Source organism: Burkholderia sp. Leaf177 (genome assembly GCF_001424345.1).
Taxonomy (GTDB): Bacteria; Pseudomonadota; Gammaproteobacteria; order Burkholderiales; family Burkholderiaceae; genus Caballeronia.
The window spans coordinates 1-14,277 of sequence record NZ_LMPF01000011.1; the positions used below are offsets into that span (position 1 = coordinate 1).

12 protein-coding genes, 1 pseudogene and 1 riboswitch are annotated in these 14,277 nt (G+C 58.3%); of the genes and pseudogenes, 1 reads left to right on the top strand and 12 read right to left on the bottom strand.

All coding sequences use genetic code 11. The features are described 5' to 3' along the window. Positions 1 to 394: 394 nt before the first annotated feature. The 8 genes and pseudogenes from ASG35_RS10620 to ASG35_RS10655 all read right to left on the bottom strand — a co-directional run bounded on the left by ASG35_RS10620 (position 395) and on the right by ASG35_RS10655 (position 9,413). Complete coding sequence (locus ASG35_RS10620; protein ID WP_056356353.1) at positions 395 to 1,468, bottom strand: TraB/GumN family protein; 1,074 nt, start codon at positions 1,466 to 1,468, stop codon at positions 395 to 397. Next, positions 1,461 to 2,465: a peptide ABC transporter ATP-binding protein gene (locus ASG35_RS10625; RefSeq protein ID WP_056356354.1), complete on the bottom strand. Its 1,005-nt coding sequence runs from the start codon at positions 2,463 to 2,465 to the stop codon at positions 1,461 to 1,463. Before ASG35_RS10625 ends, ASG35_RS10620 begins: the two co-directional genes overlap by 8 nt. Continuing rightward, a complete protein-coding gene (locus tag ASG35_RS10630; RefSeq protein ID WP_056356356.1) occupies positions 2,462 to 3,457 on the bottom strand; it encodes an ABC transporter ATP-binding protein in 996 nt (331 codons plus the stop codon). Before ASG35_RS10630 ends, ASG35_RS10625 begins: the two co-directional genes overlap by 4 nt. A 2-nt stretch (positions 3,458 to 3,459) precedes the next feature. Further along, positions 3,460 to 4,377: an ABC transporter permease subunit gene (locus tag ASG35_RS10635; protein ID WP_056356358.1), complete on the bottom strand. Its 918-nt coding sequence runs from the start codon at positions 4,375 to 4,377 to the stop codon at positions 3,460 to 3,462. A 4-nt stretch (positions 4,378 to 4,381) separates the two neighbouring features. Further along, on the bottom strand, positions 4,382 to 5,392 hold the full coding sequence (locus ASG35_RS10640) for an ABC transporter permease subunit (protein WP_056356360.1): 1,011 nt from the start codon (positions 5,390 to 5,392) through the stop codon (positions 4,382 to 4,384). A gap of 113 nt (positions 5,393 to 5,505) precedes the next feature. Next, positions 5,506 to 7,140, bottom strand: coding sequence for an ABC transporter substrate-binding protein (locus ASG35_RS10645; protein ID WP_056356362.1), 1,635 nt, complete (start codon positions 7,138 to 7,140; stop codon positions 5,506 to 5,508). 436 nt (positions 7,141 to 7,576) lie between these two features. Beyond that, positions 7,577 to 7,942: pseudogene (locus ASG35_RS10650) on the bottom strand (methylenetetrahydrofolate reductase); the annotation flags it as partial. Positions 7,943 to 7,979: 37 nt separating this feature from the next. Next, entirely contained in the window at positions 7,980 to 9,413 is a 1,434-nt protein-coding gene (locus ASG35_RS10655) for an aminotransferase-like domain-containing protein (protein ID WP_056356364.1), read from the bottom strand. Positions 9,414 to 9,686: 273 nt separating this feature from the next. On the opposite strand from ASG35_RS10655, the gene ASG35_RS10660 reads away from it, so the two are divergent. After that, positions 9,687 to 10,382 carry an alanyl-tRNA editing protein gene (locus tag ASG35_RS10660; RefSeq protein WP_056356443.1) on the top strand — a complete coding sequence of 232 codons (696 nt, stop codon included), beginning with the start codon at positions 9,687 to 9,689 and terminating at the stop codon, positions 10,380 to 10,382. Positions 10,383 to 10,586: 204 nt separating this feature from the next. On the opposite strand, the gene metF is transcribed toward ASG35_RS10660, so the two are convergent. The 4 genes from metF to ASG35_RS10680 form a co-directional block, all read right to left on the bottom strand. Further along, entirely contained in the window at positions 10,587 to 11,423 is an 837-nt protein-coding gene (gene metF / locus ASG35_RS10665; RefSeq protein ID WP_056356365.1) for a methylenetetrahydrofolate reductase [NAD(P)H], read from the bottom strand. 34 nt (positions 11,424 to 11,457) lie between these two features. After that, on the bottom strand, positions 11,458 to 11,811 hold the full coding sequence (locus tag ASG35_RS10670; RefSeq protein ID WP_056356367.1) for a phage holin family protein: 354 nt from the start codon (positions 11,809 to 11,811) through the stop codon (positions 11,458 to 11,460). A gap of 67 nt (positions 11,812 to 11,878) precedes the next feature. After that, positions 11,879 to 13,300, bottom strand: coding sequence for an adenosylhomocysteinase (ahcY, locus tag ASG35_RS10675; RefSeq protein ID WP_056356445.1), 1,422 nt, complete (start codon positions 13,298 to 13,300; stop codon positions 11,879 to 11,881). A 33-nt stretch (positions 13,301 to 13,333) separates the two neighbouring features. Then, positions 13,334 to 13,485: riboswitch (S-adenosyl-L-homocysteine riboswitch) on the bottom strand. Between the two features lie 52 nt (positions 13,486 to 13,537). Continuing rightward, entirely contained in the window at positions 13,538 to 14,260 is a 723-nt protein-coding gene (locus ASG35_RS10680) for an LrgB family protein (protein ID WP_056356368.1), read from the bottom strand. Between the last annotated feature and the right edge of the window lie 17 nt (positions 14,261 to 14,277).

Here is a 14,277-nt window from a genome sequence, read left to right on the forward strand (position 1 = left end):
CCGGGTGATGGAACTTGACCTGAACCAGCCCCCGACCTCACTATGAAAATGTGTCAGCTATGTCCCCGTACAAGTGTCAACCATGTCTCCGGTCTAAACAGCCGTTGGACAAAGAAATGAAGTCCCGCCACGGACAGTGGCTAATAGTGATAAAGAAGTCAGTTAAGACAGAGTCCGCGAAGGCCTAAGCAGCAGCAACCCGGCACCAACCCCGACCGCAACAAACAACCGCTCAAGCGTCAGCGTCCAACCTCGTGAAAATGAAGTCCTGCCACGGACAGTGGCTAACAGTGCTAAAGAGAACAACAAAGACAGAACCCGCGAAGGTCTAAGCAGCAACAACCCGGCATAAAACTCCCCCGACCGCCCCCAAGCGCGAACAAAACCCCACCTCCTATGCCGGTTCAACCAAAAACCCGCGCCTGCGCAATAACTCCAGCACCCCCCGCTTCCCCCCCAAGTGCAACGCGCCGATAGCAACAAAAATCGGCTTATTCGGTGCCGCCAGCAGCACCGCCCTCGCAACAAACCGATAATTCCGGTCATACACCAAACGGTTATCGATCTGCGCTGCAAGCGCCCTCGACCGTGCGATCTTTTCCGTCTTGGCATCGTCCCAAGCCTTCAGCGCATCAGCATCCCCAATGCGCCATAAACGATGCAACTCCTTCACATCCGCGACATTCTCCGCCGGCGTCTGCGCCAGATCCTGCGCGAGCATTTCGCGCTGCTGCGCCTGCGTCAGCCGCGTGAACGCCGATAACTGCTCGCCGATCGTCTCAAGACCAACCACGCGTCCGCGCGGCCGCAAATACACGTTCTGCAATTGCGTCTCGGAACCGTATTCGGTCTCGAAACCGGCCTTGATCGTATCGATGGTTTCAACCAGCATCGACGCAAGCCACGGACGCGACCGGCTGATATCCGCGAACATGGCGGGATTGTTGCGCAAGCGCGCCTCGAGACGTTTCCAGAGCGCATCGGGCAACGCGCGCTGCAGGCAAGGCACGCGGCACGTGCCGTACTTGCTGACTTCATCCTGCGATACAAGCAGGTCATCGGGCGAGATTTCGAGCGCAAGAGTCGGCGATGCATCCAGCGCGCCGAGTATCGGCTTTCGAAACGGCATGCTGGCCGGGTAATCGTCCGCATAACCCACATGCAGCGTGCCGAGCAAATAGATGGTGGTCTGGCCGCGCGTGGCGACATAGAACGGCATATGCGCCGGTTGCGCACGGACCGGGCCGCTGGCGGTGGTGCCGTCGGAACGGTCGGTGATATCGGGCGCTGCGGGGCGCGGCGATGGCACACGCAAACCGGGCAATGAAGCGGAAGGCGCCGCCGATGGCGTAGGCGGCGCCGCGACGCCGGTCAAGGCGAAAGCAGGCGCCGGACAACACGAAGCCATCACGACGACCAAAACAGCCAGGCGGCACGCGACCTGCCGCGCCGCCGTCGTGTCAGGCATCGATCTCCCCGACCTCCTCGGCGCGGTGACACGAGACGTGCCGACCATCGACGAAACGCAGCGCCGGTTCTTCCACGCGGCATTTATCGATTGCATACGGGCAGCGCTGATGAAATGTGCAACCTGATGGAGGGTTCAGCGGCGACGGCATTTCGCCTTGCAGCCGGATCTTGATGCGCCGGTCTTCTTCGAACAAAGCAGGCGTCGCCGACATCAGCGCGCGCGTGTATGGATGACGCGGCCGTGCGTAAATGGTTGCTTTGTCCCCGAGTTCGGCAACACCGCCAAAATACATCACCATGACGTCGTCGGCGATATGTTCCACCACCGACAAGTTGTGCGAGATGAACACATAACTCGTCCCGAATTGTTGTTGCAGATCCATGAACAAATTCAGGATCTGCGCCTGAATCGATACATCCAGCGCGGACACGGGTTCATCGGCGACGAGAATCTGCGGGTCGAGGATCATCGCGCGCGCGATTGCAACACGCTGGCGCTGACCGCCCGAGAACATGTGCGGATACCGCGCGGCATGTTCCGGCCGCAAACCGACCGTGCGCATCATGTGCGCAATGCGCTCGGCGCGCTCGCTCGCGGTCAGCTTCGTGTTGATCGCGAGCGGCTCGCCGAGCGTTTGCTCGACCGTCTTGCGCGGATTCAGCGACGCAAACGGATTCTGAAACACCATCTGCACGCGTTGCCGCAAATCCGCAATCTTCGCGCGATTCGCGTCCGCCACATCTTCGCCATCGATCAACAATCGGCCCGATGTAGGCGCTTCGATCATCGTCAACTGGCGCGCCAGCGTCGATTTGCCGCAGCCCGATTCGCCGACTACCGCAAGCGTCTTGCCGCGCTGGAGCGAGAACGATACGCCGTTCAGCGCCTTCACCGTGCCTTGCGCGAACATGCTGCGCTTGACGCTGTAGTGCCTGGTGAGTTTATCGGCGACGAGGACCGTATCTTGAGCCGCTACTCGAGGAACTGCGTTCATTGCGCGCCTCCGTGTTCTGCCACGAGTTCCATGTTCAGCGGCTTGATGCAGCGCGCGCGCACAGCGGGATCGTTCGGAGCGAGTTGAAAGAGCGCCGGGCGCGCCTTGCGGCAATCTTCGACGGCATATTTGCAGCGTGGCGCGAACAGGCATCCGACCGGACGATCGTCACGGCCCGGCACCATGCCTGGCAACGCCGCGAGACGCTCGGCGCCGCGGCTGTGCTCGGGAATCGCGGCGAGCAACGCTTCCGTGTACGGATGATGCGGCTCGCTGAAGATCGTAGGCACGTGATTCGTTTCGATGATCTCGCCCGCGTACATTACGGCCACGCGTTGCGCGACTTCCGAGACAACGGCGAGATCGTGCGAAATCAGCACGAGCGCCATGCCGCGTTCCTTCTGCAACTTCACCAGCAACTCCATGATCTGCGCCTGGATGGTGACGTCGAGCGCGGTCGTGGGTTCATCGGCGATCAGGAGTTTCGGGTTGCACGCCACGGCCATCGCGATCATCACGCGCTGGTTCATGCCGCCCGACATTTGATGCGGGAAAGCATCGATACGGCTTTTGGCATCGGGAATGCCGACCTGATCGAGCAGTTCCAGCGCGCGTTGATGTAGCTTCGATCCACGCAAACCTTCGTGCAGCTTCAAGACTTCCTTGATCTGATATCCGACCGTGTAGCTCGGATTCAGACTGGACAACGCGTCCTGAAAAACCATTGCAATGTCCTTGCCGATGATCTTCCTGCGTTGCCGCGCCGACGCCTTCAACAAATCGATGCCGTTGAACGTGACCTGATCGGCGGTGACGATTCCGGGTGCGTCGATCAGACCCATCAAGGCCATCATCGTGACGCTTTTGCCGGAACCCGATTCGCCGACAACGCCGACCACTTCGCCGGGTTTCACGGAAATATCGATGCGATCGACAGCCGGCAAGCCGTTGAAGCTGACCGCGAGATTTCGAATAGTGAGGAGATCTTCCATGGTCACGCCATCCGCTTGAGTTTGGGGTCGAGCGCGTCGCGCAAACCGTCGCCGAGCAGATTGATGACGAGCACCGAAATCAGGATGGACAAGCCGGGCATGGTCACGATCCACCACGCGCTTTCAATGTAATCCCGCGCCGACGCCAGCATGGCGCCCCATTCCGCTGCCGGTGGCTGAACGCCGAGGCCGAGAAAGCCGAGCGCGGCGGCATCCAGGATCGCCGATGAAAAACCCAGCGTCGCCTGCACGATCAACGGCGCGGCGCAGTTCGGCAAGACTTGCGAGAACATCAGACGCACGGTGCCAGCGCCAGCCACGCGCGACGCCGTCACGTATTCGCGCTGCAACTCACCGAGCGCCGCGGCGCGCGTCAGACGCACGTAACCCGGCAACGCAACGATCGCGATGGCAAGCATCGTGTTGACCAGCCCCGGCCCGATGATCGCGACCACCGCAACCGCCAGCAACAGCGAAGGCAACGCAAGCAGCACGTCCATGATGCGCATGATGGGTGTATCGAGCCATTTCTGGAAAAACGCCGCGATCAACCCGAGCACGATGCCCGGAATCAGCGCCAGCACCACCGACACGAAGCCGATCCAGAACGACAGCCGCGCGCCGTACATCAAACGCGAAAGGATGTCGCGGCCGGCTTCGTCGGTGCCGAGAACGAAACGCCAGTTGCCACCATCGAGCCACGCTGGCGGAATCTTGACGTTGTCCCGATATTGCTCGATAGGACTATGCGGCGCGATCAGCGGCGCGAAGATCGCGATAAACACGAGAATCAGCACGATCGCGCCAGCCACGACCGCGCCACGATTACGTGAAAAGTTCGCCCAGAATTCGCGTGCCGCCAGCGTGCGGCCGCCTGGGATGGGCGCCAACGCGCCAGGATTGTTTTGAATGTCGGCCATCGGCTTACCTCGTATGGCGAATGCGCGGATTCAGCACGCCGTACAACAAGTCGACGATTAGATTCACAAGAATGACGAGCGTCGCGATCATCAGGATACCGCCCTGCACGACGGGATAATCGCGGCGGCTGATGGCATCAATCAGCCACTTTCCAACGCCCGGCCACGAGAACAACGTCTCCGTCAGCACGGCGCCCGCGAGCAGCGTGCCGACTTGCAAGCCGATCACGGTGACCACGGGAATCAGCGCGTTACGCAACGCATGCACGATCACCACGCGTCCGGGCGCAAGACCTTTGGCGCGCGCCGTGCGAATGTAGTCCTCGCGCAAGACTTCGAGCATGGAAGAACGCGTCATCCGCGCGATCACCGCCAGCGGAATGGTGCCCAGCACGATAGTCGGCAAGATCAGATGGCTGACGGCGGACTTGAACGCGCCTTCGTCGTCGGAGAAAAGTGCGTCCCACAACATGAAGCCCGTGCGATGCGGAATGTCGTATTCCACCGCGATACGCCCGGATACCGGCGTCCATCCCAGCTTCGCCGAGAAGAACATGATGAGGATCAAGCCCCACCAGAAGATCGGCATCGAATAACCCGTGAGCGCCGTGCCCATGACGCCGTGATCGACAACCGTGCCGCGCTTGAGCGCAGCGGCCACGCCGGCGGGAAGGCCGACGACGAGCGCAAAGATCATCGCGCAGAAAGCGAGTTCCAGAGTGGCCGGGAAGCGGCCGAGGAATTCGCCCATCACGCTGGTATTGGTGATGATCGACATGCCGAGATCGCCTTTCAGCGCGTGTCCGACATAGTGGAAATATTGAACAGGAAGCGGCAGGTCGAGCCCGAGGCGCTTCATGGCTTCGGCGTGCATTGCCGGGTCCACGCCGCGCTCGCCCATCATGACTTCAATGGGATCGCCCGGGATCAGGTGGATGAGTGCGAAAGCCAGGATCGTGATGCCGATAAACGTCGGAATCACCATGCCTATGCGTCGCAGAACGAATCGGAACATGGTTCGTCTCTTTGGGGAGGAAAAATGCGACCGGCGACGCGGGCTTGTGACCCTTGTCGCCGGACCTTTTCGACTAGTTATAGTTTTCGTGCAAGAAGCGTACCGCTAAAAGATTACTGCACGCCGACGCCATCGAAACGCAGGTAACCCAGCGGCTCGATCTTCATGCCCGTCACCTTCTTGCTTGTCGGCTGATAAACAGTCGAGTGGGCGATCGGCGAGAACGGCAGTTGATCGGCGAAAATCTGCTGCGCCTGCGTATAAGCCTGCGTGCGCTGCGCCTGGTCCGACGTGTTGCGGCCCTTGATCACCAAGTCGTTGAACGGCTTGTAGCACCAGTGCGAGAAGTTGCTGCCGTTGACGGCATCGCAACCGAGCAGCGTGCCGAGCCAGTTGTCCGGATCGCCATTGTCACCCGTCCAGCCGATCAGCATGGCGTCGTGTTCGCCTGCGTGAGCGCGCTTGATGTACTCGCCCCACTCGTACGATGTGATGTTCGCCTTCACGCCGATCTTCGCCCAGTCAGCTTGGATCATCTCGGCCATCAAGCGCGCGTTCGGGTTGTACGGACGCTGGACCGGCATGGCCCACAACGTCATCTCGAAACCGTTCGGGAAACCGGCCTTCGCGAGCAGCGCCTTGGCTTTGGCGGTGTCGTAGGTCGCGAGCTTCAGGTTCTTGTCGTAGGACCATTGCGTTGGCGGCATCGGCGCGATCGCGGCTTGTCCCGCGCCCTGGTACACCGATTCGATGATCGCTTTCTTGTTGATCGCCATGTCGAGCGCGCGGCGGACATCGACGTTATCGACGTTCTTCTTCGTCACGTTGTACGCGACGTACCCTTCGTTGAAGCCCGCTGACGATGGTGTGTCGAGATTGGAATCGGCTTTCAGCGGCGCGATGTCAGCGGGACGCGGATAACTCATCACCTGGCATTCGTTGCTCTTCAGCTTTTGCACGCGAACGGCGGCGTCTGGCGTGATGGAGAAAATCAGCTTCGAGATTTTGACGGCGCCGGCTTTCCAGTAATCAGGATTACCATCGAAACGAATGGTCGCGTCTTTCGTATAGCTGCGGAAAATAAACGGACCCGTTCCAACCGGTTGCTGATTAATGTCCGACGCCTTGCCGGCTTTCAGCAATTGCTGGCCATATTCATCCGATTGGATCGATGCATATTCCATCGCCATATTCTGAATGAATGGTGCGTTCACTTCTTTGAGCGTGAATTTGACCGTGTACGGATCGACCTTTTCGATCTTCGTGATCAGCTTGTCGAGACCCATGTCCGTGAAATACGGGAACGATGCCGGATACGCCTTGCGGAATGGCTGATTCGGATCGAGCATGCGGTTGAACGTGAAAAGCACGTCGTCCGCGTTGAATTCGCGCGTGGGCTTGAAGAACGAGGTGGTCTGGAACTTCACGCCGTGACGCAGATGGAACGTGTACGTTAGTCCATCGGACGATACTTCCCACTTTTCAGCGAGACCCGGTTCTACTTTCGTGCCGCCGCGCTCGAACTCGACGAGGCGGTTGAACACCGTGAACGTGTTCGCGGTGAAATCGGTGCCGGTGGTGTATTGCGCGGGATCGAAACCGGCCGGGCTGCCTTCTGAGCAGTAGACGAGCGTTTTGTTCGGAATCGGTGCCGCATGAGCGACGCTCGCGGTTACGAGCGATGCCGCGATGGCGGCGCTGACGGCCATCGACAGATGGGCAGCTCGCAACAGGCCAATTTTCTTCATGTTTCCTCCAGGTCTTGTGCCGGCTAAAACCGGCGTAGCGCGATATTACTGAGCTTTGCCGGGAGGAACAAGGCGACGAAATTATCGGAGGGAACGTGTCTGGTAATAGGGTATGACGGAGCGTGATAGTAATCCGCGAGCCGAGGTCTCGAGCGGCCAGGAAGCCTACGGCTTACGCGGACGTTCTCGTGGCGGAGGAATCTCGAATCTGCCGACTGCTCAAACCAATGTTTATTCGATATCGCTCTGATTTTAAATAGTCGTTGCTTAAAAGCCTAATTACCCGATATCCAGGTCTTTTCCAAATGATATTGGATATCGATTAATTCGCGTTTAACCGCTTTATGTTGGGTACTGGTTTAACCGGGCGTCAACGCTAGATAAAATGGGAAAACAAGAACCGCGCGACGAACGCCGCGCGGGTACACCTGAAATATTACTTGCCCAACAACTTCAACCGCTCGCAAATTGTCTTGCTCGCGGCCGCGCCGTTCAGCGTATAAAAATGCAGCCCGGGCGCGCCTTCCTTCACAAGCCGTTCGCACAAACCCGTCACCACATCCAGCCCGAAAGCGCGGATGGATTCCTTATCGTCGCCAAAACTTTCCAGACGACGTGCAATCCACTTCGGCACTTCCGCGCCGCACATCTCGGAGAAGCGCATCAGCTGCGAGAAATTCGTGATCGGCATGATGCCCGGCACGATAGGAACATCCACGCCGAGCTTTCTGGCCTCATCGACGAAACGGAAATACGCGTCCGCGTTGAAGAAGTACTGCGTGATCGCCGAGTTCGCGCCGGCTGCATGAGAATCATGGCGTAGCACCGCCCGTGTCTTCTCACAAAACCATGCCCATGAGCGGTTCGGCGCCGTTGCGCATTACGTCCGCCAGTGCCGCAAAGCCCTCGCGTAAAATCCCGTCTCCGCTCGATGCATTGCTGACGCTGATGCGTATGCATTCAGGGAAGGTGCCGCGGCTTACGCTGAACGCTTCTGCCGTGGCGACTACCTGGTTTCGCTGACGCAGATTCCTGTCGATTTCGGAAGCGCGCCAAGGTGCGGGAACGTCGATCCAGAAATGCGGGCTGAACTGGTGCGTGCGATAGGTCATACCTTCAAGCTGTCCCATAACCAGCGTCTTGCGCCGCTCGATCTCCTTCGTCTGCTCGTCTAGCAGCCTAAATGTCGTGCCGTCGTCAATCCAGACATTTGCAATTTCGAGGCTCAACGGGGTTGCCATCCAGCAGGAGTTGCGGATTGCTGCGGTCATGCGGCTCACCATGGCCGCGGGCATGTGCACGTAGCCTGCCCGAAGACCCGCGGCAACTGCCTTGCTCAGACTACCTATGACAACACCCCGCTCCGGGGCAAAGTAACTGATAGGTAGCGGACGCTCCCGCATTAGCACGGCATGCGTTTCGTCTTCAATGATAAGGAGGTTGTGTTCGCGGCAAAGCTGTGCAATCACCTCCCTGCGAGCGAGGGACATTAACGCTGTCGTCGGGTTCTGGATCGTTGGCGTGCAATACAGAGCGTTGATCCGATGCGCGCGACAAAGTTCGTCGAGTGATGCGGGCAACAGCCCTTCCTTGTCCACCTCAACGCCCATGAGCTTGATGCCGAGCAAGCGCGATACACTGATCAATCCCGGATAGGTAAGCTGTTCCGTGATCAGCGTGTCGCCCGCGCGCATCGTTGCCATGAGCACCGCGAGCAAACCATGCTGACTCCCGTTCACGCAGACAATCTGTTCCGGCGATGGCTGAAAATTACCGTGGGCGAGCCATTTTGCGCCAGCTTGGCGGTGTCGTAATATTCCCGCCTCCGGTGTATATAGGAGCAACTCCTGCAGCCGTTCGGGATCCTTGGCAATCTGCGTTAGGGTGAGCGCAAGCAAGTCGGCCTCAACACCCGGTATGTGCATGTTATGGCTCATATCGTGGAAGCGATCGGGCGCGCCAGGAAAATTGTGAAAACCGGCATCCCGGCTGCGTTCTTGGTCGCGCTTACGAACAAACGTGCCGTCGCCGACCCGCGCTACCACCAATCCCGTGCGTTCCAGTTCAGCGTACGCATTACTTACGGTCCCGGCAGTGACCCCGATCTTGTCAGCAAGGATGCGATGAGGTGGCAGCTTGTCACCCGCCCGGATAGAACCGACTCGAATGGCCTCTTCAATGGCCTTTGCCAGCCGTTTGTACTTGACGCCCACGCCGCTAGCCAACAGATCTCGACAAATTGAAACGGTGTCAATACTTCCTTTGACTGTCATGTCAACCTCGAATTAACCTGCATGGTATTCCGAATGGCAGAAATTAAAACGGGTCAACTTAGAAAATATGGATTACTGAGGATAACTGCGGCATGACAAAGATTTTGACAATTGATAACCGACGGTCTTCGCGGATTACTGCCTTCGTGACAAGCATCTCATCCCGAGATGCTCAGCAACCGCACCTCGCGACCGGTCCACAAGCTGGCCATCGATGAAACCATTGGAGATGTTGTGACGAAAACTAAAGCATTGTTTCGTGAGGATGCCTATATGAGGCACTGTGAAGCGCACGTTATTCGCGCCGACAGCAACGGCCTGCTCTTGGATCAAACGGTTTTTTATCCGCGGGGCGGTGGGCAAGCAGGAGATACCGGCTATCTGATTCTGGACGACGGAACTCGATTGCGTATCGCAGATACACGTCTGGCAATATTCGACGGAGCGGGGCCGGACGAAGCACTTCACATTCCAGATCAGGACCAAGATTCAGTGTTGGAAAGGTTTGTTGTAGGCCAGCGTGTCCATGCGCAGATAGATTGGGAGCGCCGGTATCGGCACATGCGCCTGCACACGGCGGCACATTTGCTCTGCTCGATCGTTCCATTCCCGATCGATGGCTGCAGCATCACCGCGGAACATGCCCGCCTCGATTTTGTTACTACGGATACGCTGTCGCGTGACAGCATCAATGCTGCTCTGGCTGAACTCGTTGAAAAGGGAGCGATGGTATCGACCAGCACAATGAGCGACGAAACATTCGAAGCCAACGCAGAGCTTGTCCGAACCATGAATGTGAAGCCGCCTGCAGGAACCGGGCGAGTTCGTCTCGTGATAATCGATGGTACGGATCTGCAGCCTTGCGGGGGAACTCACGTAGCCAGCACGTCAGAAGTAGGTGTGGTGCGGGTCGCAAAGATGGAGAAGAAAACGGCACGTACACGCCGTGTCGTGTTGGCATTGGATTAGCCGCTATACGCAGTTTGCTCAACGGGATTGGACGTCAATACCCTGAAGCAAGACTGCTCGGCAGCATGCTTTGTTGAGTAGCGGTTACAGAGACAACGTGCTCACGGCCATTTGATTTATTGGAATTCCTCGGCGTCACTCCTCAAAATCGCGCGATAGAGCAGTCAAGGGCCGTGCGAAAGCTGCCGCACGGCCCTTGTGCATTCATCCCAACAACTTCAACCGCTCACAAATAGTCTTGCTCGCGGCCGCGCCGTTCAGCGTATAAAAATGCAGCCCGGGCGCGCCTTCCTTCACAAGCCGTTCGCACAAACCTGTCACCACATCCAGTCCGAAAGCGCGGATGGATTCCTTATCGTCGCCGAAACTTTCCAGACGACGCGCAATCCACTTCGGCACTTCCGCACCGCACATCTCCGAGAAGCGCATTAGCTGCGAGAAATTCGTGATCGGCATGATGCCCGGCACGATAGGAACATCCACGCCGAGCTTTCTGGCTTCATCGACAAAACGGAAATACGCGTCCGCGTTGAAGAAGTACTGCGTGATCGCGGAGTTCGCGCCCGCTTGCACCTTGCGCACGAAGTTGTCGAGATCGGACTTCGGCGAACGCGCTTGCGGGTGATATTCCGGATACGCCGCGACCTCGATGTTGAACCAGTCGCCATGCTCGGCGCGAATAAAGCTGACGAGTTCCGACGCATATCGCAACTCGCCGACTTCGCCCATGCCCGAAGGCAAGTCGCCGCGCAACGCGACAATGTGCCGAATGCCATGCTCGCGATACGCGCCCAGAATGCCGCGCAAGCTTTCCTTCGACGACCCGATGCACGACAAATGCGGCGCCGCCTCGAGACCTTGCTTCATCATCTCGAGAACGGTATTGAGCGTGCCTTGCTGCGTTGAGCCGCCCGCGCCGAACGTCACGGAGACGAACTTCGGATTGAGCGTCTTCAACTGCGCGCCGGTAGCGCGCAATTTCTCGATTCCTTCCGGCGTTTTCGGCGGGAAAAACTCGAATGAGAGTTCGATCGGTTTCATGATGATCTTTAGCCGGGTACGCGTGTTCGACGCGTTACCCGAAGGTGCGCTGACCGAGAATCAGCGCGGACAGCAGCCAGGACACGATGCTGTAAAGAATCGAGCCGATGAACGCCGACCAGAAACCCGATACCTCGAAACCCTTGAGCAAGGACGCGCACAGCCAGAAACACAACGCATTCACGACCAGGATAAAAAGCCCGAGCGTGAGAATGGTCACCGGCAATGTGAGCAGCACCAGGATCGGACGCAGGAATGTATTGATCAGCCCGAGGACGATCGCCACGATCAACGCGGTGCCGAAACTGCGAATGTGGATCGATGGCACGAGGTAAGTGATGATCAACAACGCGAGCGCGTTGATCAGCCAGGTCAGCAACACGGACATCGATGGTCTCCTGGAACTTGAAGTCAGAAGCGCATGGGCCTTGAAAAACCCATGCGCGGCCTAACGATTAATAGCGGTAATGGTTCGGCTTGAACGGACCCATCTTGTCCACGCTGATGTACTTCGCCTGGAAGTCGGAAAGCACGGTCAGTTCAGCGCCAATACGTCCCAGATGCAGACGCGCGACCTTTTCATCAAGGTGCTTCGGCAAGACATAAACCTTGTTTTCGTACTTGTCGCCGTGAACGAACAATTCGATCTGAGCGATCGTCTGGTTCGTGAACGACGCCGACATCACGAACGACGGATGGCCCGTTGCACAACCCAGGTTCACCAGACGCCCTTCGGCCAGCAGGATCACGCGCTTGCCATCGGGGAAAATGATGTGATCGACTTGCGGCTTGATGTTTTCCCGCGTGTACTGGCGCGTGGAAGCAACGTCGATTTCCGAATCGAAGTGACCGATATTGCAAACAATCGCGTTGTTGCGCATCGCCTTCATGTGGTCGTGGCCGATCACGTGGAAGTTGCCCGTTGCCGTCACGAAGATGTCGGCTTTATCGGCGGCATATTCCATCGTGACCACGCGATAGCCTTCCATAGCCGCTTGCAACGCGCAGATCGGGTCGATTTCCGTGACCCAAACCGTCGCGCCCAGACCGCGCAACGATTGCGCGCAACCCTTGCCCACGTCGCCGTAACCTGCAACGACCGCGATCTTGCCCGCGATCATCACGTCGGTCGCGCGCTTGATACCGTCGACCAGCGACTCGCGGCAACCGTACAAGTTGTCGAATTTCGACTTCGTGACCGAATCGTTCACGTTGATGGCCGGGAACGGCAGGCGCCCTTCCTTTTCCATCTGATACAGACGATGCACGCCCGTCGTCGTTTCTTCCGTCACGCCTTGAATGTGCACGAGGCGCTTGGAATACCACGTCGGATCGATATCGAGGTGAGCCGCAATCGACTTGTACAGCGCGACTTCTTCTTCGTTTTCCGGCTTGGCGATGACCGAGCGGTCCTTTTCGGCCTTCGAACCCAGGATCAGCAGCAACGTGGCGTCGCCGCCGTCGTCGAGGATCATGTTGGCGAATTCGCCGTTCGGCCATTCGAAGATGCGGTGCGAGAATTCCCAGTATTCATCGAGCGATTCGCCCTTGAAGGCGAACACCGGCACGCCGCCCTGAGCGATGGCGGCCGCAGCGTGATCCTGCGTCGAAAAGATGTTGCACGACGCCCAGCGCACGTCCGCGCCGAGAGCCGTCAACGTTTCGATCAGCACGCCCGTCTGAATGGTCATGTGCAGCGATCCGGCAATACGCGCGCCCTTCAACGGCTGTTGCGTCTTGTATTCCTCGCGCGTTTGCATGAGGCCGGGCATTTCCGTTTCAGCGATGTTCAGTTCCTTGCGGCCCCAGGCAGCAAGAGACATATCGGCGACGAGGAAATCTTGATTGGTTTTTGAATCGAGAACTGCGGCGTTCATCACGCCCTCCTTTCTAAAAAGAAACATAGAAATTTGACGTGAGCGCCGTTCGATGCGGTGGTTCAACAAGCGCTTGATTAATGACCCGCGCTGGTCGCTCCGTCCGATTGAATGCTTCGAGCCTGGCGGTTTTCCGGAAAGTTTTCCGTGTATTGATACAAACCGTCGCAACGCTCCTCGAAGCGAAGTGGGATTGTAGCAAATTGGGATGGCGCGCGGTGCGTGCTATTGGCGAGATCAGAACGGCAAAAACGTGAGTAACGGCGCGAGCAAAACCATGACAACGCCGGAAATCATCATCGTCAGGCTAGCGACCACGCCTTCTTCACTGCCGAGTTCGCGCGCTTTCGCCGTGCCTACGCCGTGCGCGGCCGCGCCGAAGAGTGCGCCGCGCGCAAGCCGGGCGCGCAATGGCACGAGCGCCAGCACGACTTCGCCGAAAAGCATGCCCACCACGCCCGTGGCAATCACGAACAACGCGGTGAGGTCCTTGGGCGCGTGAAGTTTGTCGGAAACGGCGAGCGCAAAAGGCGTGGAAACCGACCGCGTGGAAAGGCTGCGCTGCAATTCCGGCGATAAATGCAGCAATTTTGCGAGCGCGAGCGACCCGCCGACGCCCACCAGAATCCCGACGGTCACGCCCACCGATAACGACAGCCAATGCTTTTTCAAAAGATGCTGGTATTCGAAGATCGGCACGGCAAAAGCCACGGTGGCCGGGCCTAGCAGCCACATCAGCCAGCGGGTATCGGCGAAATAAACGGTGTAGGGAATCCGTGCCGCCATGACGATGATCACCAGCACGACCGGGACAGTGATCATGGGTGTAAGCAACGGCCGCCGGTACCTGGCGTACAGGCGCTTGAGCGCAAAATACAACGCCACCGTCAGCACGAAGCAACCCGCCGCGATCAGGGCGGCGGTGTTATCGGCGGAAATGGATTCGTGGAAGGCTGGCATTGCGGCGCGTTTCGTTC